Raw genomic sequence first — 23,083 nt, 5'->3', positions numbered from 1 at the left:
CTGACTATCGGAAACGTAATCGAAGTGCAACAAGCTTTGGTGCGAGTTGAACTAGACAGAGGTAGCTAGCTCGAAGCTGGACAAAAGTTCGTTAGAGTTTCTACTTGAATTAGCAAAGTATAAATAACTTCTAGTATGGAAAACTTACTTCAGTTAATGTCCAACCCTAGTAGCTCACATCAGAGTTCAGGTAAGTAGTAACTCTAAAACTAAATATAATGAATCCTGTTATGCATAGTTAAAATACTTAAGGAGTGTTTGTATCGAAAAATAGTATGACTCTCGCCACTTTCATTTTTTAACTTAACCCTAACGTTTAATCTTCAGTACACTTAGATATGAATACGCCACACATGACGTGACAATAAGACTTAAACCTAATATTTGATGGCTGGTAAATCGTTCATCAAAGAATAGAACTTGCATTAATGCTGACATCAGGATGTTCAAATAGAAAATTGGAGCAAGCTCAGCCGTGGATATCGCTTTACGATAGGCGCTGGTCCTGAATAGCTGAGTTCCGACACTCAACCCTCCCATAACCGCTATCAGGATGACATAGGGAAACAGACTGACCGTCCCCATTTGATACATTCCTATCCACCATCAAAAAAGAGACAGGGAGAACAAGAATTGCGGCAACGAAAAAGCTAATCCCATTAATCATTAGTGAGTGAGCTTTGATTTTGCTCGCGCGATACATGGACACTTGAGAGCAAGCATTAAAGAAACCGGCAAAGAGTCCGGGTACCATTCCCCATTGAAAATGGATACCATCAGAGATCCCCGACTGAATAATCAGTCCCGTAAATGACATGGTAAGTGTCAATATCACTGGCAAGGATAACTTCACGCCATAAAGAACACGTTCGATTACAGGAATAAATAGCGGTCCAGTGCTGAACAACACGGCGAGTTCAATCAGGCTAAGATTCACCAGGGCGGAAAAAAAGCAGAATTGTGTAAGCGCGATAAACACAGAGCGACGGCTGATGACTAAAGTCTCTCTAAACGAAGGAACGGACGCTTTCACCCATAAAGCCACCACAAGCATAATCGCAGCAGGGATGAATAACCTCGCGATCAACAATACATTAATGGGAACAATTCCTTCGAGACACTTGGCGACAAAACCACTCAAAGATAAGCACAGTGTCGATAGAATCATTAACAACAAGGGAGACATATTGATACAAATCTCAAAAAAAGAGGCGGTATAACACCACCCCATAGAAGTTAAACACCTTTATTTCTGAGTATGGAAATATTTTCCTCTGATAAGTAAGACACACTGCTCGATTTGAGGAGAAAATAGAGCTTGGCGGTTTCTTCAAGCTCTTCAGAATTATCTACCGCATCTAACAAATCTTTTCCAGTAACCACCGGGCCATGATTTGCAAGTAAATAAGCACGGTGGTACGGCGCGAGTTTTGCCAACTCTTCGCCAATACTCTTATCACCCGGGTTAAAATACTTAACAACAGGCAAACTGCCGACCCGCATGACAAAGTAAGGTGTGAACGGTCTGATTGCATTATCACTATTTAAGCCTTCCTGACATGACAGCGCCGTCAGGTACGTTGAGTGTAAATGGACTATCGCATTAGCTTCTGGACGATGCTTGTACACTTCAATGTGAAACGAAACTTCTTTAGAGGGTTTGTCCCCAGAGAGGTGCTCGCCATCCAACGTCACAACAGAAAGTCGCTCTGGGTCCAGGCGACCAAACGAAGAGCCTGTTGGTGTCGCCAATATTTTATTCTGGTCTATCTTCACTGAAATATTGCCAGCACCACCCGTTGCATATCCGCGCTCAAACATTGACTTTGCGAGTGATACGAGTTGTAAACGTTGTTCATGTTCCTTCATAGTAAAATATCCTGTGCTTCCCTAAAGAAGTTTTCATTGCCAAAATTGCCTGATTTCAAGGCAAGGTTAATATTGCCGTCTAAACTAGATATCCACGGTACTCCCGGGGCAATCTCGACTCCGACCTTGAACTGATTGATCTCTAAGGCTTGAGTCACCGTGCCTGAGGTTTCACCACCAGCACTGATGAAGTTCTGATAACCTTGCTTGTGAAGCCGCACAACCAATTGGTGAAATAATGCCTCTACCTTGTCTGATACCCCTGCGCCATGACGACACTGAATTTCCCTCAATTCCTCGCTACCAACAGTCGCGTAAATCATCGGGTAATATCGTTGTTTAGTTTGATTAATAACCCATTCCTCAATCACATCAGCATAATCTTCATCTTGAACACAGCGGTCGACATCGACTTTATAACTTGCTGCAAGTTTCTGATAAGTAGCCACTTGTTGATTCGTCATCACAGAGCATGAACCAGACAGTACAACACCTGTATTTTTGCTGTTTGGAACACGCCAACCTGTATCTTTCTCTAAAAGATCTCTTCCCTGCAACCCCGCCAAGGCTCCAGCGAGACCAGAGCCGCCAGTCACCAAACGATGATCCTTACAAAGCTGAGCGATAACGTCCAAATCGTTGTCATTCAGAGCGTCACAAACGATAAATGCGACCCCTTGCGTAGATAGAGACTCAAGGACAGACGATGCATGTTTTTCGCCTTCCTGAATACTTTGCCAACTGAGCAACCCCGTCTTTTGACCCGTTTGCAGAGTCATTAAACGCATGAGATTTGAATCAGTCATGGGGGTAATAGGATGATTCTTCATCCCGGATTCATTCAAGAGCTCTTGATAAACAAACAGATTTCCCTGATAAACGGTTCGCCCGTTTACTGGTAAGGCAGGGCAAAGGATGGTGCTTTTCACATCTAACCTCGCCATCAGTGCTTGTGTTACTGGGCCGATATTGCCTTCTGCGGTACTGTCAAATGTCGAACAATATTTAAAATAGATTTGTTTACAGCCCTGATTCAAAAGCCAGTCACATGCCTGCAATGACTGTGATATAGCCAATGTTTTATCGCATGAACGTGTTTTCAAACTGACTACAATTGCTTCTGTTTTAGGAAGCGGCTGATTAATGGCCTCTACTCCCGATACTTGTATAACAGACAAACCACTTTTAACCATGAAACTTGCGGCATCTGTGGCACCAGTAAAATCATCGGCAATTACTCCGATTTTCATTGTTCTCTCCTGGTTCATGTTTTGGGTAGTGACAGGCAGTGGGCTACCCCACTGCCTATAAATGCATTACTTAGTGGCCGGTTCACAATGTGCTGAGGCGGCCTTCTTTGCCTTCGCACGCTTGTATGCTTTTAACCCCATAGAAATAGCCACAGATATAAACATGACAAGAGTTAAAACAAGAGATATCGGACGCTCAACAAAAATCGATAAACTGCCCTGACTGATAATGAGAGACTGCAAGAAATTACTTTCAGCCATCCCACCTAATACCAAAGCAAGTACTGTAGCAGCAGGCGAATAGCCGTAGACTTTCATTCCAAAGCCAATGATCCCCATAATCAACAACATGGATGTTTCAATAATGCTGTTGTTCATTGCATATGCGCCAACGACACATAAAATCACAATGACAGGTACGACTAGGCGATAAGGTACATCTAGAAACTTCACGAAGATAGGAATAGCAACAATACTCAGCGCTACCAATATCATATTACCCATATACATGCTGGCCACTAATCCCCAAACAAGATCTGGATTAGTATCTATCAACATCGGTCCAGGTTGTAATCCCCACATCATTAGAGCACCAAGAAGTACGGCCGTTGCTCCGGAGCCAGGAATCCCTAGTGAAATCAATGGAACCATAGCCCCTGCGGATGCCGCGTTATTAGCGGTTTCAGGAGCGACTAAGCCACGCATTTCACCTTTACCAAATTTCTCTGGTTCTTTAGCGACTTTCTTTTCAACCGAATAGGCAAGAATAGAACCTATTGTTGCACCAGAGCCAGGAAGGACACCCGCAACAAAACCGATCACAGAACCACGAAGAAATGTCCATTTTGATTCGATATAATCTTTTGCTGTTGGCCAGAAATCTTTTGAACGGAAGCTAAACTCTAGTCTTTCATTTGAACGTTTGTGCTGCCCGGTGTAAATACAATGAAGTAATTCACCAATACCAAATAGACCGATAGCTACTGGTACAAAATAAATACCTCCAATTAACTCTGGAGAACCAAACGTATACCTTTGAGCGCCACTAACTGAATCAACACCAACGACAGAAATTACAAAACCAAACAATGCAGAGATAACGCCATTTAATCGATTTTCGCCCATCATTGTTGTCAGAAGTAGCATACCCAACATAATGATGAGAAAATATTCCGACGGCCCAAACTGGGACGCAAAATCGGCAAGAATAGGTGCGAAGCCACAAATTAATATAACCCCAAGCGTGCCACCCACAAATGACGCAATCGCTTGCATAACAAGTGCTGGGCCAGCACGCCCATTTTGCGCCAGTGGATAACCATCGAGCGTGGATGCCACGGTCGCTGACTCTCCAGGTGTATTAATCAAAATAGAGGTAATCGTTCCTCCATACATAGAGCCATAATAGATCCCCGATAACATGATAATGGCTGTCGTAGGATTTAAGCCAAAGGTCATTGGAATTAGGATGGCAATTCCTGCTGCGGGACCAAATCCAGGAAAGAGTCCAACCACCATACCAACTAAAGCCCCGATAAGTAGGAACAATATATTGGTTGTGGTAAATGCTACCGATAATCCATAAGAAAGGTTACCGAATAATTCGCTAATAAACATAATGATACATCTCCATCGATCAATTGAATGCGCTTAGCAATCCATCAGGCAACCCTGCCTGTAACCAAACATCAAAAAGTAGGTAAACCGATGCAGGAAAAACAATCGAATAAATAATATTCTGTAAAATCTTCCCTTGATTGAAATAACTTAGAAAAACTAGACAGAACAATACCATGGATAAAATTGCACCTAAGCTATTCAAGGTAAAAATAAGCAGACTTAAACAGGCGACCGCAACTATTGCATCTTTTGCATAGTGCGAATCGTGACCTTTGCGTACAATCTCGTTTAATTCTCGATCTGCCTTCAGCTTTTGTACAATCTTGAAGTCTTTAACAACATTGATAGAAGTTGCAATGATTAACATGACACCAATAATCAGCGGAAAATAACCTGGCCCCGGCCTATCACTAATGTCATATAAATCAAGCGTTGCCATTCCATATGCAACGAAGGCAACAGAAAATACTAACGTTGCAACTGAAAATAAAAATCGCATAATCATCCCTATACAAGCGATAACTCTCGTTACCGCTTGCCTATCGCTTTTACTTAATAGCACCAATCTGGGTTAGCACCCGTTTGAAATCCGAGTTGGTATGAGCTAGATTTTTTTCAAAATCATCACCCCAAACGGTGTTTCCAGAAAGACTGTTCGTTGTTAAATAAGATTTCCACTCTTCAGTAGCAACCACTTTCTTTAACGTTTCCACCCACCATTTCTGTACATCGGAGTCCACGCCTTTTGGCATCACAACCCCTCTAGGCAACGCAAATGCAAAATCGTAGCCTTGTTCTTTAAAAGTAGGTACATTGGTATAAACCGTACTACGTTGCTCTTCTGAGTATGCAAGAGGGCGGAAGTTACCAGCTTTAATTTGTCCAGACACCTCAGATGGGTTGGCAACAATAGCATCAACACTATGCGACGTAAGAGAAGTAACCATCCCACCACCATCCTGAGATGGTACATAATCAAATGTAAAGCCAGCCTTTTCAGCGAACAAACTGGCGACAACACGCTCAGGGCCAGCCGCTCCAGTTCCGCCCATAACTACACGATTTTTCTTAGCATATTCGACAAAGTCTTGTGCTGTTTTAAACTCTGAATCAGCTCTTACAACTAAAAACATTGCATCCTGAGCTAATAGACCGATCGGTGTAAAATCTTCGTACGTCCAACCTGTGTTTGAAATCAACGGCGTGCCTAAAAAATTTCCGCTAGTTGATGTAAGGTGGTAGGGGTTCCCTTGTTGCTGCGCAACGTAATTAAAACCAACCGCACCACTACCGCCAGCTAAGTTGTCAACACGAATATTTTTAGGGTAGAAATCATATTTCTTCAGAATATCAACAACCGTCCGTGACATAAGATCGTTACCACCGCCAGGACCAAAGGCGATGGTGTAATTCAGACGTTCTTTTGGATAATCCAGATCCTTAGCAAAGCTTGGTGCCGTTGCCAGAACTGATAGAGTCAATGGCAAAATCGTTAAGCGTTTAAGTAATGACATGTTATATTCCTTATAATGTAGGGTAAGGCGCTATACTTATTTGATGTCCTAAGTCCTTGGAGTTTGTTTAGTTTGTCTTGATAATTTCAGCAACAATATTGCTGAATGCTTGGCATCCCAACGAACCACCAAGATCGGGCGTTCGGTAAGACGGATTTTCTAGTGCCGCATCAACCGCAGAGATGATGGCTTTCGACGCCGATACAAAATCAGAGCGATCATGTTTTTGTCCCATCCAGTCAATGAGCATCGCAACCGATAGAATCATCGAAACCGGGTTGGCAATGTCTTTCCCAGCAATATCAGGCGCTGAACCATGTTGAGCCTGAGCACAACAAATTTCATCATTAGCCATTACTGATTCTGCAAGCCCGAGGCTTCCGGATAACTCACTCGCTAGATCACTGATGATGTCACCATAGAAGTTGGTCGCAACCAGTACATCAAAGCGCTCCGGGTTACGGACTAAATGCGCGGTGGACGCATCAACCAGCAGATCGTCCAACTCGACTTCTGGGTACTCTTTAGCAACATCACGCACAGCTTCTAAAAACAAACCATCTGTCATGTGGAAACTGTTTGCTTTGTGAATAGCGGTCACTTTTTTACGGCGAGTCATCGCTAGCTCAAACGCTTTACGTGCAATACGTTCACTACAATGGCGAGTAATTTTACGAATAGACAGAGCCATATCAGGTGAAGGTTTTACTTCGCCCCAACCTTCTGTCATGTTGCGATCTGGGTAGAAACCTTCGGTCGCTTCTCGCATGATGACTAAGTCGATAGATTTCCCTTCACTCATGTTGGTAGGAAGAAACGAACGTGATCGAGCTGGACGAACGTTTGCATAGAGATCCAAACCGATTCTAAAACCAGCAGATACGTTGCGCCCCCCCTGTTCTGGTTTAGGGTAATCTGCATGTGACTGTGTACCTAAAATAATGCCGTTATACGATTTGGCTTTTTCTAGTACTTCTTGTCGCAACGTTGTTCCATATTTATTCAGACTTTCAAAGCCAACATCTTCATAATCTAAAGTCAGATCTAACCCAAACTTTTGGTCGGCTGCGTTAAGCACATTGATAGATGCGTTGACGATTTCTGGGCCGATACCATCCCCTGGTAAAACGATAAGTTTCATAGTGTTCCTCTATTCGAGCGTTGGTTGTTATTAAAAAATGGAGCATTAGCCTTCCAGTAAAGATTTCAAATGAAGCACCGCACAGTGCGGGCTAGATAAGACTGGCTTTCCTGTCGCTTTTTCCAATTCAGTTTTGGCATACGAAGACGAGAAGTGCGCCAGCATGTAGGCAGACTCATTCGGCAGTGCTTTAGCCGCTTCAACCACCAATTGGTTGTGCTTATCAACATCTCCATGACTTAGTGCTATGCGTGATTCTGGCACGCAGACACAGGTTAATTCAGCAGCAATACCTTGGGAGTGGGCCTCTAGGTAGTACTCTCTTTCCATACCTTCCATCGCTGGAGCAAAAGAGCCGATCATAGATATGGGGGAATTCAAGCTTAGGGCTTGCTTAAACATCGCTTCGTTTGGCTTCAGAACAGGGATTGAGGTCTTCAATGCGACTTGTTCTATTGCGTCACCAAATGCAGAGCACGTGAACATGATCGCATCAGTACCTGTTTGCTCAGCCATCTCGGTAAGATCAGCGATCCGACGATATAGCGCGGGTGTAATGTGTTCAGATTTAGCACGTTCAATACTTAACGACTGATCCCACAAATGTACCAGCTGAGCTTCAGACCATAGCTCTTCGAAGGCTTTCTTTATCGGCTCAATTGCGATATCTACAGCGTGAATTAGGGTAATTGTTTTCATAAATCATGATTGTATTTTGTGTTCATTAAAAACATTTTTATTTTAAGCGCTAAATTTGTCAACAAGATGTTAAACACAAAAATAAACCCTAAATTAACATGATATATAGCCAACAATAAAAACTAATAGTTATTTATCAATGATTTAAGCTTAATTGCTATGTGGGCAATCAATGCATTCAAACAAAAACATTGTAAAATTGTTTTTTGTGGTTGTTAAATACATCACAATTTAGCCCATGCTTCATATCAAGCCATCATTAGTATTCACAAAATACAATTTATGAAGGATAATGATCATGACTTGTATAAAAAGAGTGATCTGGATGACCACATCAACAAAAGATAAAAAGCAGGATTCAACACTTTTGTTGGCCAGCAAAGTGCTTAGCGAAATAGCAAAAGAAGGCTTAGCTATTGGCGCACATGTCAAAGAAGTCGAATTTTCAAATAGACTTAAAGTTTCAAGAACACCAATCAGGAATGCATTTGCGCATTTAGAAAAAGAGGGTTTTCTAGTAAAGAGGCCTAATCAAGGATATTTTCTCGCAGAATCTGCTGATTCCAAGTCATTGTCAGAATTAGAGATTTTGAGCCCAGAGGCATCAACTCTCAGCCCACTTTGTTACCTGATAGGTCAGGATTATCTAAGTGGAAAGTTGACAAAAAGTTTTACTGAAAATGAACTGATGGCCCGTTATGAAAAAAGTCGGAAGATCATTCAAGAAGCCCTAATTACCATGGAAAAAGAAGGCTGGATGAGTCGCAGTCTTGGCTATGGATGGGAGTTTAACGAGTTTATCTCCTCCCCAAAAGCGTATGCACAGAGCTACCGATTCCGTCAATTAATCGAAACACAGGCACTAAGAGAGACTGATTTCGTTGTCAATTCGACTAAAATACAAATGTTACGTATGTCCCAAATTGAAATCCTCAATAACAATAACAAACTGGTTTCCGCTGGCGACATGTTTAATGCAGGAGTCTTATTCCATGAAACTTTAGTCTCAATGTCTGGCAATATTTTTCTGCTTGATTCATTAAAACGAATAAACCGGTTACGCCGTTTGATTGAATACAACGTCAATACGAAAAGAGCGATCCCGAGGAAAGAATGCGAAGAGCACTTAACGCTATTGACATTGGTTGAAAATGGTCAGATGGAGGAAGCCGCAGCATTCTTAGAAAAACATTTAGGTCGTACTGCGGCGGAGAAAGAAAGTATTGCAGCCGAGTTGTTTGGATGAATGCATATTTGGAAGTTGTTAGGCATACCTTTGCCACCACTGATAAAAATCGCTACTTTTTAAACGTCCATGTTTTCCTTTTGAATCTGCATGAATAATTGGTCCACCCCAACCAAATTTGTTACTAGGTTGTAAACCTTTTGAGTTGTCACACCTAATTTCGGATAACTTTGGGTAGGGCAAACTCGTATTGAATAGATATAAACAATTTTCAGAACTAAATCACAATGGGGCAAAAATGTTTTAGGAATGACAGAGTATCGATTGCGATCGCGGCCATTTTAGTATGATACCCTATTACCCAGTATGAATCTTTATTACTCTTCACACCATCTGCCATCCAATTTCCTCAGCTATTAACTACCACTGTCGTATATTTAACTATTGCTTTTTAAATCAAATGCTTACCTTGGTTGTGTCATTGGGCCCAACAATTTCCTGTTTATGAAATTATATCGTGGCAACCTTTCTGCTATGAATCATTTGTATAAATTAGATGAAAGTGCACAGTAATAGCTTCTTATGTGCAATAATTTTTTTGCATATATTGAATTTGATTTTTTAACCAAAATGTATCAGCGAAATGTGCAAAATTTATGTCTTGTAAAAACGTTCCAAACTATGTTCAACAACGGTCTATTGAAGAAAGGTGACAAGGTTGCGCTAATCACTCCAATCTTTACGCCTTACCTAGAGATTCCAGAACTGAGTGAATACGAACTGGAAATCGTTGAACTACGTCTGGATGAGACAACATGGCAACTGCCGATGTCTGAAATCGAAAAGCTTGCAGATACAGGCATCAAACTGCTTTGTGTTGTTAACCCGGCAAACCCAGCGTCTGTGAAGTTCTCGGATGAGACTCTGGATAACCTATCAAATTTTGTGAACAACGAACGTAGCGACCTGTTCATTGTGACTGACGATGTATACGGCACATTTGCGGACGACTTTGTCTCACTGTTTGCAAAACTGCCATACAACACGCTTTGTGTGTATTCGTTCTCTAAGTACTTCGGTGCAACAGGCTGGCGTTTAGGCTCGATTGCGATTCAACACAACAACGTGTTTGACGATGCAATGCGTAGCCTTCCTGAAGTGCGTCAACTTGAGTTGGACGATCGTTACAAAACGCTGACTCCGGAACCTCGTGAGATCAAGTTTATTGACCGTATCGTTGCCGACAGCCGTAGCGTAGCGCTTAACCACACAGCAGGTTTGTCGCTTCCTCAACAAGTTCAAATGGCGCTGTTCTCATTGAATTGTCTGATGGACTCAGAGAAAAACTACAAAGAAGCATGTAAACGCATCATTCGCGAGCGTTACAAAACTCTGTACAAAAACATGGGTGTAGAAATTGAAGAAAACAAAGATCGTGTGGACTACTACACACTGCTTGAGCTCGACACTCTGGGCGGCAAATTGTACGGACCAGCATTCGTTGAATGGTTCAAAGCGAGCGAGAAAGGCAAAGACTTCCTGTTCCGCCTTGCACATGAAACCGGCGTTATCCTACTTCCAGGCCAAGGCTTCGATGTAGTGCATGCATCAGTTCGAGTTTCGCTAGCAAATCTTACTCACCACGAATACGAGCTTATCGGTCGTGCAACACGCAAAGTGTTGGATGAGTACTTTGCTGAATTCAAAGGCTAATGAATCCAGCCTGATTAAGAATAAGCCTCGGCGTTGTCGAGGCTATTCCGACCAAATAAGCACAGTGCGCGATATTGTGTTTATTTAGTCGCCAAGCTAACAAACTTCTCAATTAAGAGTGACTTATGAAAAGCATTATTTCTATTCAATCTCATGTGGTTTATGGCCACGCAGGAAACAGTTCTGCAGTCTTTCCGATGCAGAGAATGGGCCTCGAAGTCTGGCCAATTCACACGGTTCAGTTTTCAAATCACACTCAGTACCAGCAAGGTTGGACTGGACAGAAGTTTGGGGCAGATGAAATTCATTCTCTAATGAGAGGCTTAGATAACATTGAGAAGTTAGGCGAATGTGGCGCGATACTGTCCGGTTATCAAGGCAGCGCAGAGCAATGTCGTGCGGTGGCCGAAGCGGTAAGTTTAGTCAAATCGCGTAACCACAGCGCGCTTTATGTGTGTGACCCAGTTATGGGTGATCCAGACAAAGGTTGCATTGTGGCAGACGGTGTCAAAGAAGCGATAAGCCATAGCTTGTTGCCCATCGCTGATGTGATTGTTCCTAACCAGTTTGAACTGAGCGAGTTAACAGGTGTGAAAATTAACTCTCTCTATGATGCAGTCACTGCATGTAAAAAAGCCTTAGAGTTAGGACCGAAAATGGTATTGGTGAAACACCTGCATGCACTAACAGATGACGCCTTCAGTATGATTTTAGCGACGCCGAAAGCAAGCTATTTGGCCCAACGCCCTAGTGTTGAATTTGCTATGCAGCCAGTCGGTGTCGGTGATTTGATTTCTGCGATTTTTACTTCTTGTTTGGTGAAGAAGATGTCTCCTGTCGCAGCCTTTCGTCATACACATAACGCCGTTTACGGTGTATTGGAGATCACCAAAGGCTATGGCACATGGGAGCTACAGACGATCAATGCCCAATACGAATTTGTCGAACCGACGCATGAGTTCAACGTCGTGAAAATTGCTTAGCGCAGTACCTAATTAACGGAGAAGCGTAAAGTTAGCATATAGAAACTTGGCATAATTGCTTTGATGGATAGCATCCTACAATCGCGATTATGGGGTTTAGCCGTGCCTAGCTATAGTAACTCCAAACAACGAAACGGACTTCATTTTGACCCAATTAACTTCAAACTGAGTCTCTGGTCATACGCCAGAGAACATTAAATGAGACTGATTATGAATCGTTTAATTTCCTCTGGTGTGACGGTTGTACTTTCGCTGCTGATAGTAGCTTGTAGTTCACCCCATACGCTGGATGTTCGTGTTTCTCAAAGCAACTATAAAGATGTCGAGATCGCGAGTTCGACACCAAATGAGCCACTTCGAATGTGGGCCAATGAAGCTCCGGATTTTCTCTACTCGTCGCACAATCAAACCACACCGATCAAAGTAGAGGGTGAACAGCTCAATATTTTGGCCTTATCGGGTGGTGGCGTAAACGGCGCGTACGGTGCTGGCGTTTTGATGGGCTTACAGGAAAAGGGTGAGCTGAAAGACTACACCATCATTACGGGCATCAGCGCAGGTGCGTTAATTGCGCCATTTGTTTTCATCGGTGGTGATGCAATGCCAAAGATGAAAGAAGTCATGCTCAACATCAACGACAAAAGCGTCCTGGGTAAAAAGAACTTTTTAAACACATTGTTTAAGGACGCGTTTACCGATGGCGAGAACCTCTATGACTTCATTGCGGACGCTTACCCTGAGCCAATGATTGAGGCGATGGCACAGCAACATCGCAATGGTAAACGCCTCTTTATCGGCAGTACCCATTTTGATTCAGGTGAATTAGTAATTTGGAACATCGGCGCGATTGCGAATAGTGACTTAGTGGACAAATCTGAATTGATCTACAAAGTGCTTGCCGCAAGTGCATCGATCCCTGGCGTTTTCCCTCCACAATTTATCGATGTTGAACATGATGGGGAAACACTTGAAGAGTTACACGTAGATGGTGGTCTTGCAGCGCAGGTGTTCTTTAATCCGTCTAACTTCAACTATCAACAAATTTCAGAGGCTCTGGGGTTAGAAAAAGCACCTCAGTTGGATGTGATTCGCAATGGTGCTTTGAAAGCACCGTATCGACCACTAAAAGACAAAGGGTTGGATTTGGTATCGAAAAGCGTCTCAAGCCTTACGTTAGCGCAAACTCGTGGTGATCTGTATCGAATGAAATACATCAGTGAAATCAACGATATTGAGATGCAGTTTACTTACATCGACCAAGACTTCGGGTACGCCAAAGTGACGAAAGACATGTTCGACCAACATTACTTGCTAACGATTTACGAATATGGATTCAAAAAAGCCACCCAAGGACAACTTTGGGTGACTGAACTCCCTTAATACAGGAAAAAAACACAATGAAAAAAGCCGTTCTAACGTTAATGATGCTCACTGCTTCTGCGACTGCATTTGCACAAAGTGGTGCTCACCTTGACCAGCAAAAAGTCGACAGCGACATGCAGCAACTGTCTGCCATTAAAGAAGAAGGTGCAGCCTTCATCATGATTGATGAGAACTCGAGTTACGTGGCAGTCGAGTACGTGGGTAAGTGGGAAGAGATCAACAACTATGTCTCACACAAAGAAGCAAAGCAACGCAAATTGGAAAAAGTGAACAAACAGTTTGTGTATTCGCAAACGGGTGAAACGCTAACGTCATTAGAACAGAAGATCGTTGACCATATTCAAGCCGATCAACCTAAGTATTTTAGTGTGGATGTTTACCGCGATTATCATGGTGACTCGGGTGAATTTAACTATTTGGCTCGCGTTGTTGAGTACAACTAAGATGGAAGAAACCTACAGACTTTAGTAGGTTTTTTTATGTCGTCGAGAAGGAAGTCAAACGCAGCTTGTTACCGTTACCGAGTAGCAATTCTACTATCTTGTGATAATTTAATTAGATAACTCTAAAAAGTAAGCACAACCTATGAATTTTAGTTTTGAACAACTTCTCGCGTTCGTGACCGTTTATGAACAGCTTTCATTTAGTAAGGCGGCGGTCAAACTCAATAAGCACCGAACCACTATAGGGCAGGTGATCACCAATCTTGAAGACCAACTAGCCGTTAACTTGTTTGAGCGAGTCGGTCGTTCGGTAGAACCAACAGAAGATGGCCACCATCTGTACCACTATGCTAAGCAAACCATCGAACAGGCTCGTACTTTCGATAAAGTCGCACTGAGTCTTTCTTACGGTGGATTAGAGAATGTTAGTATCGCCTATTCAAGCGCTATACCACACCGTTTTCTTGTATTGCTTCGTATTCAATTAGCGGCAGATTTTCCGATGATGCGAGTTAACTTTCTTGTTCGTAATCGCAACGAAATTAAAGAGGGTTTACAGAATGGTGAGTATCAATTCGGTATTGTCAATGTGCATGATAGTCGAGCAATACATAGTCTGGATGCGACGTTTTTAGGTCATTTTGAATTTGTTCCTTTCGTCCAGAAAGGTGGTGAACTCGCTTCTGTTGCACCAGATCGAGTATTGACAGCCTTGAGGAATAGTAAACAATTTGTATTGCGGTCTCTTATTGAAGAGGGAATGGGCGAAAAAGTCATCGTAAGTTCGAACCATGAAGAGGTCGACCAATTGGCCCTTGTAGTGAAAATGGTTGAAGCAGGTTTAGGATGGGCGATTCTCCCCAGAACGTTTGCCCATTCGGAGTTTTCTAATAATCATATAGAGCCAGTGGAAGCTTCTGAATTATTGGAAGGTTTTAAGTTTGGTTTTGGCCTATGGTGCCAACCCTCTAAGCAAGTCGGTGATGTAAAAAATTCAATCATGAAGGTCGTTACAGAATACCGAGAGAAAATAATCCGTGATATGACTTAGCGGCGACATGTATCCTGCTCATCCCTATCAACAACAAGACTCAATGTGAGTCTTGTTTTTTTGTGTCTGAAAAACGTTATCGTTCTAGCGAAGACTAATGTCTATTGGAAGGATATGACCCTCTATATGAGAGTATGGAGTCCATAGTTTTTGGCTTAATCTAACCTCGCTCAATGGGTAAGCCCAGAGCAAAAAGTGTTTTTACCATATGTCCGCTGCAAGGACGCAGATTTTCAGCCGGGTTTAGTTACCCGGCTTTTTTTATAGTAATAAAAAATGTCAGCTGTCACCCCAAGCTCTCTGTTACAACTGGCTTGTTACTTCGCTTAGCAATCCAGTACGCAACGCTACCCCAAAGCACGGTGAGTGCCCAAAGCGCCGTCCAATGTGGAGCGACTTGTTGCCAGGTTGCCCCCATTTGGTTTAGCGCTAAGAAAGCTTTTATCGCCCAAGTGCTTGGGCTTAAATCAGCAATCCATAATAAGGGAGTAGGTATGGCTTCAATTGGCCAAATAAAACCAGCCAAGAAAATGAGCGGCATAGAGCTCACTAAGACGACTAAGGTGACAAGTTCACGCCGAGGTAATAAGTAACCTAGCCAGAAGCCTAGTCCGCAACAACCTAAAAAGAACGGGAACAACATAGCCAGCAATTCGCCCGCATTGGCGATATGGTTTACGTTTAAACGTTCGAAGCTAAAACCAAAATAATAGGCGCCGAGTAAATAATAAATTGCCACAAATACTAACGTTCTCACAAGCAGCAGCGATCCCGTTGATACTTGTGACCAATAGCCACGACCATGACGCTGTGTTCCCGTTTGTAATCCAACCGCCATGATCAACGTTTGTTGTAAAATCAGAACAAATACTGCCGGCACTACGTATTCGATGTAACCCATGGTTGGGTTGAACGTTGGTTTCATATTAAGCTTAATAGCAGAGTAATTATGGCTAGCCATACTCATGGGCACACCATCTATCACCATTTTACTGACTTTCACTTGGGCCCCTAATGTGCCTCCCGCTTGGGCCAATCCTTCTACCACGGTTCCGTACACGAGAAAATACGAGGCGTCCGCAGCGTAGGCTAGAGTCGGGCTTTTACCTAGCATTAGGTCTTTGTAAAAGTGTTCTGGTATGACTAAAAAACCGGTGATCTCTCGTTGTAAAAATGCTTGCTTTGCATCGGCAATCGTATGAAGTCGAGTGACTACGTTGACTTGCGGGGTGGCATCAACCATACGTTCCAGCTTTAAACTCGTCTGACTACCATCTAGATTAACAATCGCGATTGGTTGTTCACGAGGCGTTTGTTGTGCATAAGGCAAAGGGTATAAAAACGAGTAAAATACGACACCACCAAACACGGTCAACGTAACGACTGGATTGGTTAGAACGGCCTTAAGTTCCGCTTTAATCAGTTGCCACAATGTCATACCGCCTCCTTCGCTTGGCGTGTTGATGAAGCTGTTCGATGTTTACCCATCAAGGCTGCGGTAATGAGCAGGGGCACAACGTAACCAATCATAGGCCATAGCGAGCTTAAAGATTGTGCGGCCGATGCTCCATAGCTTGCTTGACTCACTTGTACTTCAATGTAATGGGTAATCGGCAATAATGAACGCCATGCATAAGCGAGCGTGTTCATGTCAGAAACTGGGAATGTAATTCCCATGAACGCGAAGCTTGGAGCCGTAAATGCGCCAGCAAAACTCATCGCACGTGCAGGCTCCATCGACAAGAAGAAGAACAACGCTCCCATAATGATACAGGCGATAACCGTCGCCAATTGTGCTAGTAGCATAACCACAAAACTGCCTTCCATTGGCCAATCAAGCACAGAATAAAACCAGTACAAGAACAACGCACCTTGCGCCATAAAGACCGGAATGTACTGACTTAATAGGGTAGTGAGCCTGGCGTATGGCTTTTCGCCCAAAAATGCAAAGCCATTCTTTCCACCATAAATGCGAAAGTGCGCGGCAAGAATCAAAATAGTGCTTACTACAATACATATTTGCCAAATGGATGGCACGATAGCCGTTACCAAAAATTGTGCGTAGTTATTGTTACGGTTAAATAATGCGGTTATTTGTGTCGACACGGGTACAGCCTGTCCAGCCGCTGCTAACGTTGTGGTGTTACCCTTAGCCAAGTTGCCCATTACTTCAACCTGAGCGTCGAAATAGCCTTGTGCTTGCGCAACGGCAGAGTTGATCAGTTTCGCTACCAAAATGTACTGACTGTTGTAAAAGACAGAAAGTTGAGGTTGGCGGTGCTGGAGAATATCTTGGTCGAACTTAGATGGGATGACCGCGTAAGCGTAGATATCGCCTTCAATCATCGCATTTTTTGCTTCGCTTGCACTGGTGTAGTGATAGTTAACAGCCAGACTCGACGACGCATCCAAAGATTGAATGAGCTTTCGAGAAAGTTGGGAATGTTGTAGATCAACCACACCGATTGGCAGATCCCGGGCAATGCCCGCAGAGAACACTCCCCAAATCATCATCGCGAGCAAAATCGGTATCCAAGTAAGGCACGAAAGCAACCACTTGTCTCGTCGTAAGATATGCCGCTGTGAAATCTTAATCGTCATAGCATTAACCTAGTGGTTGTGATTAAAGTTCAACGACAACACTCATTCCCATACGCAGTTCAGGTTCGGGTTGAGCTGGACGAGCTTCTACTTCAAAGGTACGAAGATCAAAACCTTGAGAAGCATCGGTTGCTCTCCACGTTGCAAAGTCACCCATAACGGCAACATGCGTTACTTTGAACTCAACATTTTTGTTTAAGGCAGGCAAATAGGCATCAAAGGTTGCTCCTTTTCTAAAGTGTTGAAGGTAATCTTCACGCACATTAAGTGTCGCCCAGGCATCTTCTGTATCTATCACAGTAACTACTGGGAAGCCCTGAGGTGCTAATTCACCACTTTGAAGCAGAACTTGAGAGACTTCGCCGTCGAACCAGCTGTAGATCTGAGTATCTTTCGCATACGCTTCTACTTCGGCTACGGCACCTGATGCCATGCGCGCTTTTTCCGCCGCAGCCACTTTGGTTTCACTTCTAGCGCCTTCTTTTGCCATTTCGTACATTTGAAACGCGGCACTTTCTGTGTATTTCGCTGCTTGCCACTGAGTTAAAGCTTCATCGCGTTTTTGTTCTGCAACCACGCCATCGTTATAAAGGTTATTCACACGATTGTAGGTTTTTTCCATTAAATTCGCAGCGGCTTTGGCTTTCATCCACTGATCTTTTGCTGCTTGGATTTGTTGCTCACGTGCGCCTTTCTCAGCTTCTTGAGCTAAGGCGTCCGCCGCTTTTTCACCTGCTTTTGCTTGTTCTAACTTCGCTTCAATTTCAGGACTATGAAGGGTAAAAATAAGCTGACCTTTCTCTACATCGTCGCCTTTACGTACCATGACCTCATCAATACGCCCTGGAACTTTTGAGGAAATACTGTATTGCTGGGCTTCAATTAATCCCTGTAAGCGGATCGGTTCCGGTTGATAGGCTTGGTAAAATTGATACCCAACCCAAGAGGCAACACCCAAAGCACAAAGTGAGAGTAAAACGGGTTTTAGTGATTTAGCTGCCATGATTTATTTCACCTCTTTGGATGTTGAAGCAGGGATATAAGCGGTATTTTGATATTGTTCGAAGCTGTTCATTTCACTGCTCAATGCGAGTAGCTTGGTTAAAGATATTAAATAGCGGAAACGCGCCGCTGAACGTTGTGTTTCTATACTCGCGACATAAAGTTGTGCATCCACAACATCCAGAGAAGACGACAGACCCTGAGTAAATGCTTTTTCACGCAAGCGCAGGTTTTCGTTAGCGAGTTCAATGCTAGATGCGAGCCCTTGTACTTCATCAATGGCTTGCTGAGCCTCCAAGTATGTTTTTTGGACTAACAGCGATAAGTCTTGTTTGGCTTGGGACTTTAATGAGTCGACCTGCGAGACGACGCTTTGAGCGGCTTTGACTTTTTCGCTTCGCCCTGATGATTCAATCAGTGGAATGCTGACACCAACACCAACTAACCAGTCAGGCTTCATTTGGCTTGCGAGAGAATCGTCTTCATACAAGCTGTAGTCGCCGTAAAGATAAACTTCAGGGTAGTATTTCCCTTTTTCTGCTTTGATTAAGCTAGAGGCTTGTTTGTGTTTAGCGCTCAGAAGCTCCAACCCCGGATAGGTAAGCAACGTTTGATCGACAAAAGCAGTAAGAGGGGGAAGACTGTCGTTGATAAACAAAGATTCAGCGGGCTCTACGGCATCATCTTGCGCGAGTAATTTACCTAATGCAGCCTGAGCGATACTCAAATCACTGGCTGCTTTACGTGTTTCTACGGATGCTTTATCTAAAGAAGCCTCGGCTTGCAGGCGCTCAACGTGCGCGATTTGTCCTTGCTCTTCAAGCTTAATGGCAAAATCTCGATGCTTTTTTAGCCCTGCTTCAACCGCTTGCCGCGTTGCGAGTACTTCCTTTGCCAGTACGACAGAAAAGTAGTACTTCGATAAATCTTCAAAACGCGCTTGTTGTTCCATTAGAAGCTGACTTTTCGCCTCATCCGTTTTGCCTTCTGCAGCTGATTGAGCCGCAGAAATTCGACCACCAGTAAAAATCGGCCAAATCGCACGAATAGACGAAGAGAAAATATCGCGCTCGGTTATGGTCGAAGTGGTATTAGCTAAGGCACCAAAAATAGGCTGAAAAGCAGGAGGTACGTTAATGTGTGCTCCTGTGCTGTCTAGGATCTGTTTTCCCGACAGCGTGATATCGGTATCTAAACGCGTGTAATTCGCGCCAATAGTAACCTGAGGTAAGTTGAGATTGCTGGTGGCACTCTCTTGGTATTGGTAGTTCTCGACGTTTGAGCGTTGAGCTTTGAGAGAATAGTTGTTTTCTAGCAATAGCTGCCATGCGGTATCAAAAGTGATCGGTGCCGCATGACAGGCAAGGGAAATCGAGCTGCTAAGTAAGCCCAGTATCCAAAACTTTCCTGTTTTTTTCATAATGGCTGCTTTGTCGTAGAGTATTAGCTCTAATATAAAGGATTCGTAACTGCGTGTTAAGTAGGAGGGAAAATTGGGCAGTAGTATGCGCCCAGTTATATTTGTGCTGGGCGCGGGAGATGTTACAAATTTATTTCGTATATGGACAGTGAAACTCCGCTCTCCACTCGAGCTGACGAGAACCTCGCATCGTATTCAATAGATCTTTTCCGCTCATTTGAGGGAACGATAACAGGACTTTGAGATCAGAAGTACCGCCTCCGTTTTTTTCATAAGCCCTGACGTGTGTAAATGTTGAATACATATTCTCTGACAGCATCGCCTTATTCAGGCATATTCCAAAGGTATCGCGTTCCATGTTTGGTGTTCCTTCTAACTATAAATGCACCTCTGTTTATAGTTTTCCAGTTTTCAGATGGTGTCTAAGTGTTTGTCATATAGTCAGTATTTGTGTTTTGTTTTATTTGTGTCCAAATCACTGACATCAATGTTGAGCTTTTAATAGACTTCCAGCTTCACTGCTTTCAAACCGAAACTCTCATTGGTTTCGTTGATTAAAAATTATACGTTGTAAAGTCTAAAAACGCCTCAAAAACCGCTAAAATCGATGTGATCGCGATCATGATTTTAAGGGCAATTTATGTATGGAATTGAGTATCAGAGAGGAATGCTAAATTTGGTGAATGGTTGTAATTTTATGTTTCAGCTCGTCGATTAATTAACCGTAAACTCTGCGGTTTGCTTGCCTTCCTCACAGATTTATCACCGCGACAACGTCATGCTGTTAACTGAGTGTTAACGTTACGCTCAAGAGTGAATCACAAGGATGTATCAATGAGTTGGAAAACCATCAGCTTTCGTAAGCGGATGCTCATTATCATGACGCTATCGGGGTTGATAGAGCTGTTATTGCTCGTCGCCGCGGGTTTCACTTATCTCAAAATCAATCAAGAGCAAGAAATGGGAGAAAAAGCACTGGGTGTTGCCCGTTTTTTAGCGGACTCAGCGGTTGTTCGTGAAATGATCGAAACCCAAAACCCCCAGCCATACCAACTTCGCTTTAGAGAATTAACCGAAGCCATAGGTGCTGCATTCATCGTTATTGGCGACCATAAGGGAGTACGCTTAATCCACCCTGTTGATGAGCGGTTGGGCAAGCCAATGAGAGGTGGCGACAATCGTCGAGCGCTAGAACGGGGATTGTCTTATGTTTCGACGGCACAGGGTTCGTTAGGTTATTCAGTTCGTGGTAAAGCTGCGATTTTTGACGAGCAAGGGAACATCATTGGTGTGGTTTCGGTTGGCTATTTGCTCGACCGACTGCAAGACCGCATCGAACCATTTTTGGCCTTTTTGATTTTAATGGTCATCGTAGTTGTCGTCGCTAATGCCATTGTATCCAATTATGCGTCGAGAAAGTTTCAGCGCGCGATTTTAGGCTTTGAGCCTGAAGAAATAGGGCGGTTGTACGGCGAATTAGAAGTGACGATGAGCACTATCAAAGAGGGCGTGTTAAGCATTGATGCCCAAGGGATACTTCGCTCGATAAATCGTAGTGCCTGCCAGATTCTCGGTATTGATAGAGAATCAGCGCTCAATAAACCTTTGACTGACACGCTGCGTGATAGCGATCTATATACAGTGTTAGAAAGCGGGCAGGAAGATCATGATATTGAAATATTCCTTAATCATAAGCGCCTGATTGCAAATCGCTCTCCAATTTATGTTGATGGAAAAATCGTGGGGGCGGTATCGAGTTTCCGTTTAAGGGATGAAATCAATGATCTAACCGAGCAGCTATCACAAACCAAGGAATATGCAGATTTGTTACGTTCGCAAACCCATGAGCATCGCAATAAGCTAAACACTATCAGCGGGCTAGTACAAATGGGTGAGCTTGATGCGGTGCAAAAGTTAATTGGACAAGAAACCGCACACTATCAAGCAATGATTGAGTTTTTAAGAGATACCGTTAAGGACCCGCTAATTGCAGGTATGTTGCTTGGAAAAACTGAACGTGCTCGCGAGTTAGGCTTACAACTGGTGGTTGAGGAAGGCAGTCGTCTGGAGCCCCTGCCTGAGTGGCTAAATTCGGAAGACCTAGTCACAATTTTGGGTAATTTGATTGATAACGCTTTCGATGCCACGTTAACTTCAATTCGCGATGAATCAAATGTTGCGTCAGAACGCAGAAACATTGATGTGTCCGTTAGCGATTACGGAAATGAAGTGATACTTGAGGTGATAGATCATGGCTGTGGCCTCCCAAAAACAGTGGATCCACAAACATTATTTACAAAAGGCGTTTCGACGAAATCTCGTCAAAATCGAGGTGTTGGGTTACACCTTGTCAATCAGCTTGCTACTCGATATCACGGCCATGTTGAGATGATACCCAATACAAATTATGGGACAAGAATAACGGTGTACTTACCCAAGGAAGAACAATTATGAGTATGGCGACTCGCGTAATGATCATTGAAGATGATCTGGCTATTGCTGAGCTGCACCACAAATACTTAAGCCAACTGACAGGTTTGGAAGTGGTTGGAATTGCGACCACGAGAATGGAAGCAGAAATGCAACTCGACATTCTTAAGCCAGATTTACTATTGATGGATGTCTATCTTCCCGATGGCACAGGGCTTGAGATACTAAATACACTGCGTGCAAGTAACCAAACGTGTGATGTCATTTTGATTACAGCCGCAAGGGATGTCGATACATTACAACAGGCGATGAGGGGTGGCGTTGTCGATTACCTGTTAAAACCAGTGATGTTTCCACGCTTAGATGCCGCACTGAAAAAGTATGTGTCCCAACGCCAACAACTAGACATCGTAGAGAGTTTGGATCAGAACCTCGTTGATAAAATGCTGCAGTCTCACGCCAATCAAGACAACTTGCCGAACCGATTACCAAAAGGGATTGATGGTGTAACCCTAGACAAGATCAGAGAGTTGTTCTCAAATGGAAGTGCGCTGACCGCTGATGAGGCAGGTGAAAAAATCGGAGTGAGTCGAACAACCGCTAGACGTTATCTTGAGTTTCTTATTAGTACTGGTGAACTAGAGGCTGATTTAAACTATGGGTCGGTAGGTAGGCCAGAAAGGTGCTATAAAAAAGTGACACGGTAGCGTTTACATTGATGCTCTATGCAAAATAAAAAGCGATGGCTTGTTTTAGAAACCATCGCTTTACAAATTAC

The 23,083-nt window shown here is 43.4% G+C and carries 20 protein-coding genes and 1 pseudogene; 8 read left to right on the top strand and 13 right to left on the bottom strand.

Going from position 1 to position 23,083, the window contains the following annotated elements:
- Positions 1 to 487 precede the first annotated feature (487 nt).
- From IJ23_RS10255 to IJ23_RS10220, 8 genes are all read right to left on the bottom strand, one after another.
- Entirely contained in the window at positions 488 to 1,231 is a 744-nt protein-coding gene (locus tag IJ23_RS10255) for a DMT family transporter (RefSeq protein ID WP_033906195.1), read from the bottom strand.
- A 5-nt stretch (positions 1,232 to 1,236) separates the two neighbouring features.
- Positions 1,237 to 1,869 (bottom strand): 3-oxo-tetronate 4-phosphate decarboxylase, encoded by a 633-nt coding sequence (gene otnC / locus IJ23_RS10250; RefSeq protein WP_033906194.1) that lies wholly within the window; start codon positions 1,867 to 1,869, stop codon positions 1,237 to 1,239.
- Complete coding sequence (otnK, locus tag IJ23_RS10245; RefSeq protein WP_033906193.1) at positions 1,866 to 3,119, bottom strand: 3-oxo-tetronate kinase; 1,254 nt, start codon at positions 3,117 to 3,119, stop codon at positions 1,866 to 1,868. The genes otnC and otnK overlap by 4 nt, the downstream gene beginning before the upstream one ends.
- A 66-nt stretch (positions 3,120 to 3,185) precedes the next feature.
- Positions 3,186 to 4,736, bottom strand: coding sequence for a tripartite tricarboxylate transporter permease (locus tag IJ23_RS10240; protein ID WP_033906192.1), 1,551 nt, complete (start codon positions 4,734 to 4,736; stop codon positions 3,186 to 3,188).
- Positions 4,737 to 4,755: 19 nt separating this feature from the next.
- Positions 4,756 to 5,238: a tripartite tricarboxylate transporter TctB family protein gene (locus tag IJ23_RS10235; RefSeq protein ID WP_033906191.1), complete on the bottom strand. Its 483-nt coding sequence runs from the start codon at positions 5,236 to 5,238 to the stop codon at positions 4,756 to 4,758.
- A gap of 49 nt (positions 5,239 to 5,287) precedes the next feature.
- Positions 5,288 to 6,253 carry a Bug family tripartite tricarboxylate transporter substrate binding protein gene (locus IJ23_RS10230; protein WP_033906190.1) on the bottom strand — a complete coding sequence of 322 codons (966 nt, stop codon included), beginning with the start codon at positions 6,251 to 6,253 and terminating at the stop codon, positions 5,288 to 5,290.
- A gap of 67 nt (positions 6,254 to 6,320) precedes the next feature.
- Positions 6,321 to 7,394 (bottom strand): isocitrate/isopropylmalate dehydrogenase family protein, encoded by a 1,074-nt coding sequence (locus IJ23_RS10225; RefSeq protein WP_033906189.1) that lies wholly within the window; start codon positions 7,392 to 7,394, stop codon positions 6,321 to 6,323.
- Positions 7,395 to 7,439: 45 nt separating this feature from the next.
- Entirely contained in the window at positions 7,440 to 8,093 is a 654-nt protein-coding gene (locus tag IJ23_RS10220) for an aspartate/glutamate racemase family protein (protein WP_033906188.1), read from the bottom strand.
- A 325-nt stretch (positions 8,094 to 8,418) separates the two neighbouring features.
- On the opposite strand from IJ23_RS10220, the gene IJ23_RS10215 reads away from it, so the two are divergent.
- The 6 genes and pseudogenes from IJ23_RS10215 to IJ23_RS10190 all read left to right on the top strand — a co-directional run bounded on the left by IJ23_RS10215 (position 8,419) and on the right by IJ23_RS10190 (position 14,852).
- Positions 8,419 to 9,339, top strand: coding sequence for a GntR family transcriptional regulator (locus IJ23_RS10215; protein ID WP_161781344.1), 921 nt, complete (start codon positions 8,419 to 8,421; stop codon positions 9,337 to 9,339).
- A gap of 609 nt (positions 9,340 to 9,948) precedes the next feature.
- Positions 9,949 to 10,992: pseudogene (locus IJ23_RS10210) on the top strand (bifunctional aspartate transaminase/aspartate 4-decarboxylase); the annotation flags it as partial.
- A gap of 125 nt (positions 10,993 to 11,117) precedes the next feature.
- Positions 11,118 to 11,975, top strand: coding sequence for a pyridoxal kinase PdxY (gene pdxY / locus IJ23_RS10205; RefSeq protein ID WP_033906186.1), 858 nt, complete (start codon positions 11,118 to 11,120; stop codon positions 11,973 to 11,975).
- 210 nt (positions 11,976 to 12,185) lie between these two features.
- Positions 12,186 to 13,355, top strand: coding sequence for a patatin-like phospholipase family protein (locus IJ23_RS10200; RefSeq protein WP_033906185.1), 1,170 nt, complete (start codon positions 12,186 to 12,188; stop codon positions 13,353 to 13,355).
- Positions 13,356 to 13,372: 17 nt separating this feature from the next.
- Positions 13,373 to 13,801 carry a hypothetical protein gene (locus IJ23_RS10195; RefSeq protein WP_033906184.1) on the top strand — a complete coding sequence of 143 codons (429 nt, stop codon included), beginning with the start codon at positions 13,373 to 13,375 and terminating at the stop codon, positions 13,799 to 13,801.
- A 142-nt stretch (positions 13,802 to 13,943) separates the two neighbouring features.
- A complete protein-coding gene (locus tag IJ23_RS10190; protein WP_033906183.1) occupies positions 13,944 to 14,852 on the top strand; it encodes a LysR family transcriptional regulator in 909 nt (302 codons plus the stop codon).
- A 286-nt stretch (positions 14,853 to 15,138) separates the two neighbouring features.
- On the opposite strand, the gene IJ23_RS10185 is transcribed toward IJ23_RS10190, so the two are convergent.
- From IJ23_RS10185 to IJ23_RS10165, 5 genes are all read right to left on the bottom strand, one after another.
- The gene (locus IJ23_RS10185; RefSeq protein ID WP_033906182.1) at positions 15,139 to 16,290 is read right to left on the bottom strand and encodes an ABC transporter permease; all 1,152 of its coding nucleotides are present in this window, start codon (positions 16,288 to 16,290) and stop codon (positions 15,139 to 15,141) included.
- Positions 16,287 to 17,453 (bottom strand): ABC transporter permease, encoded by a 1,167-nt coding sequence (locus IJ23_RS10180; RefSeq protein WP_033906181.1) that lies wholly within the window; start codon positions 17,451 to 17,453, stop codon positions 16,287 to 16,289. Before IJ23_RS10180 ends, IJ23_RS10185 begins: the two co-directional genes overlap by 4 nt.
- 22 nt (positions 17,454 to 17,475) lie before the next feature.
- Complete coding sequence (locus IJ23_RS10175) at positions 17,476 to 18,456, bottom strand: HlyD family secretion protein (protein WP_033906180.1); 981 nt, start codon at positions 18,454 to 18,456, stop codon at positions 17,476 to 17,478.
- 3 nt (positions 18,457 to 18,459) lie between these two features.
- Entirely contained in the window at positions 18,460 to 19,875 is a 1,416-nt protein-coding gene (locus IJ23_RS10170; protein ID WP_005387166.1) for a TolC family protein, read from the bottom strand.
- 130 nt (positions 19,876 to 20,005) lie between these two features.
- Complete coding sequence (locus IJ23_RS10165) at positions 20,006 to 20,233, bottom strand: hypothetical protein (protein ID WP_005377125.1); 228 nt, start codon at positions 20,231 to 20,233, stop codon at positions 20,006 to 20,008.
- A gap of 476 nt (positions 20,234 to 20,709) precedes the next feature.
- Between IJ23_RS10165 and IJ23_RS10160 the strand changes: the two genes are divergently transcribed.
- On the top strand, positions 20,710 to 22,329 hold the full coding sequence (locus IJ23_RS10160) for an ATP-binding protein (RefSeq protein ID WP_033906179.1): 1,620 nt from the start codon (positions 20,710 to 20,712) through the stop codon (positions 22,327 to 22,329).
- Positions 22,326 to 23,012 carry a response regulator gene (locus IJ23_RS10155; protein ID WP_033906178.1) on the top strand — a complete coding sequence of 229 codons (687 nt, stop codon included), beginning with the start codon at positions 22,326 to 22,328 and terminating at the stop codon, positions 23,010 to 23,012. Before IJ23_RS10160 ends, IJ23_RS10155 begins: the two co-directional genes overlap by 4 nt.
- The last annotated feature ends 71 nt before the right edge of the window (positions 23,013 to 23,083 follow it).

Source organism: Vibrio sp. OY15 (assembly GCF_000742455.1).
Classification (GTDB): Bacteria; Pseudomonadota; Gammaproteobacteria; order Enterobacterales; family Vibrionaceae; genus Vibrio; species Vibrio alginolyticus.
The sequence above is the reverse complement of the archived record's forward strand: the minus strand, read 5'-3'. Positions and strand labels throughout refer to the sequence as shown.

Excerpts from the sequence above, each read along its gene's own strand:
- otnC (WP_033906194.1), bottom strand. The coding sequence starts at position 1,869 with ATGAAGGAACATGAACAACGTTTACAACTCGTATCACTCGCAAAGTCA.
- IJ23_RS10170 (WP_005387166.1), bottom strand. The coding sequence starts at position 19,875 with ATGAAAAAAACAGGAAAGTTTTGGATACTGGGCTTACTTAGCAGCTCG.
- IJ23_RS10255 (WP_033906195.1), bottom strand. The coding sequence starts at position 1,231 with ATGGGGTGGTGTTATACCGCCTCTTTTTTTGAGATTTGTATCAATATG.
- pdxY (WP_033906186.1), top strand. The coding sequence starts at position 11,118 with ATGAAAAGCATTATTTCTATTCAATCTCATGTGGTTTATGGCCACGCA.
- IJ23_RS10235 (WP_033906191.1), bottom strand. The coding sequence starts at position 5,238 with ATGCGATTTTTATTTTCAGTTGCAACGTTAGTATTTTCTGTTGCCTTC.
- IJ23_RS10160 (WP_033906179.1), top strand. The coding sequence starts at position 20,710 with ATGAGTTGGAAAACCATCAGCTTTCGTAAGCGGATGCTCATTATCATG.
- IJ23_RS10165 (WP_005377125.1), bottom strand. The coding sequence starts at position 20,233 with ATGGAACGCGATACCTTTGGAATATGCCTGAATAAGGCGATGCTGTCA.
- otnK (WP_033906193.1), bottom strand. The coding sequence starts at position 3,119 with ATGAAAATCGGAGTAATTGCCGATGATTTTACTGGTGCCACAGATGCC.
- IJ23_RS10175 (WP_033906180.1), bottom strand. The coding sequence starts at position 18,456 with ATGGCAGCTAAATCACTAAAACCCGTTTTACTCTCACTTTGTGCTTTG.
- IJ23_RS10220 (WP_033906188.1), bottom strand. The coding sequence starts at position 8,093 with ATGAAAACAATTACCCTAATTCACGCTGTAGATATCGCAATTGAGCCG.
- IJ23_RS10240 (WP_033906192.1), bottom strand. The coding sequence starts at position 4,736 with ATGTTTATTAGCGAATTATTCGGTAACCTTTCTTATGGATTATCGGTA.
- IJ23_RS10200 (WP_033906185.1), top strand. The coding sequence starts at position 12,186 with ATGAATCGTTTAATTTCCTCTGGTGTGACGGTTGTACTTTCGCTGCTG.
- IJ23_RS10185 (WP_033906182.1), bottom strand. The coding sequence starts at position 16,290 with ATGACATTGTGGCAACTGATTAAAGCGGAACTTAAGGCCGTTCTAACC.
- IJ23_RS10215 (WP_161781344.1), top strand. The coding sequence starts at position 8,419 with ATGACCACATCAACAAAAGATAAAAAGCAGGATTCAACACTTTTGTTG.
- IJ23_RS10155 (WP_033906178.1), top strand. The coding sequence starts at position 22,326 with ATGAGTATGGCGACTCGCGTAATGATCATTGAAGATGATCTGGCTATT.
- IJ23_RS10230 (WP_033906190.1), bottom strand. The coding sequence starts at position 6,253 with ATGTCATTACTTAAACGCTTAACGATTTTGCCATTGACTCTATCAGTT.
- IJ23_RS10190 (WP_033906183.1), top strand. The coding sequence starts at position 13,944 with ATGAATTTTAGTTTTGAACAACTTCTCGCGTTCGTGACCGTTTATGAA.
- IJ23_RS10180 (WP_033906181.1), bottom strand. The coding sequence starts at position 17,453 with ATGACGATTAAGATTTCACAGCGGCATATCTTACGACGAGACAAGTGG.
- IJ23_RS10195 (WP_033906184.1), top strand. The coding sequence starts at position 13,373 with ATGAAAAAAGCCGTTCTAACGTTAATGATGCTCACTGCTTCTGCGACT.
- IJ23_RS10225 (WP_033906189.1), bottom strand. The coding sequence starts at position 7,394 with ATGAAACTTATCGTTTTACCAGGGGATGGTATCGGCCCAGAAATCGTC.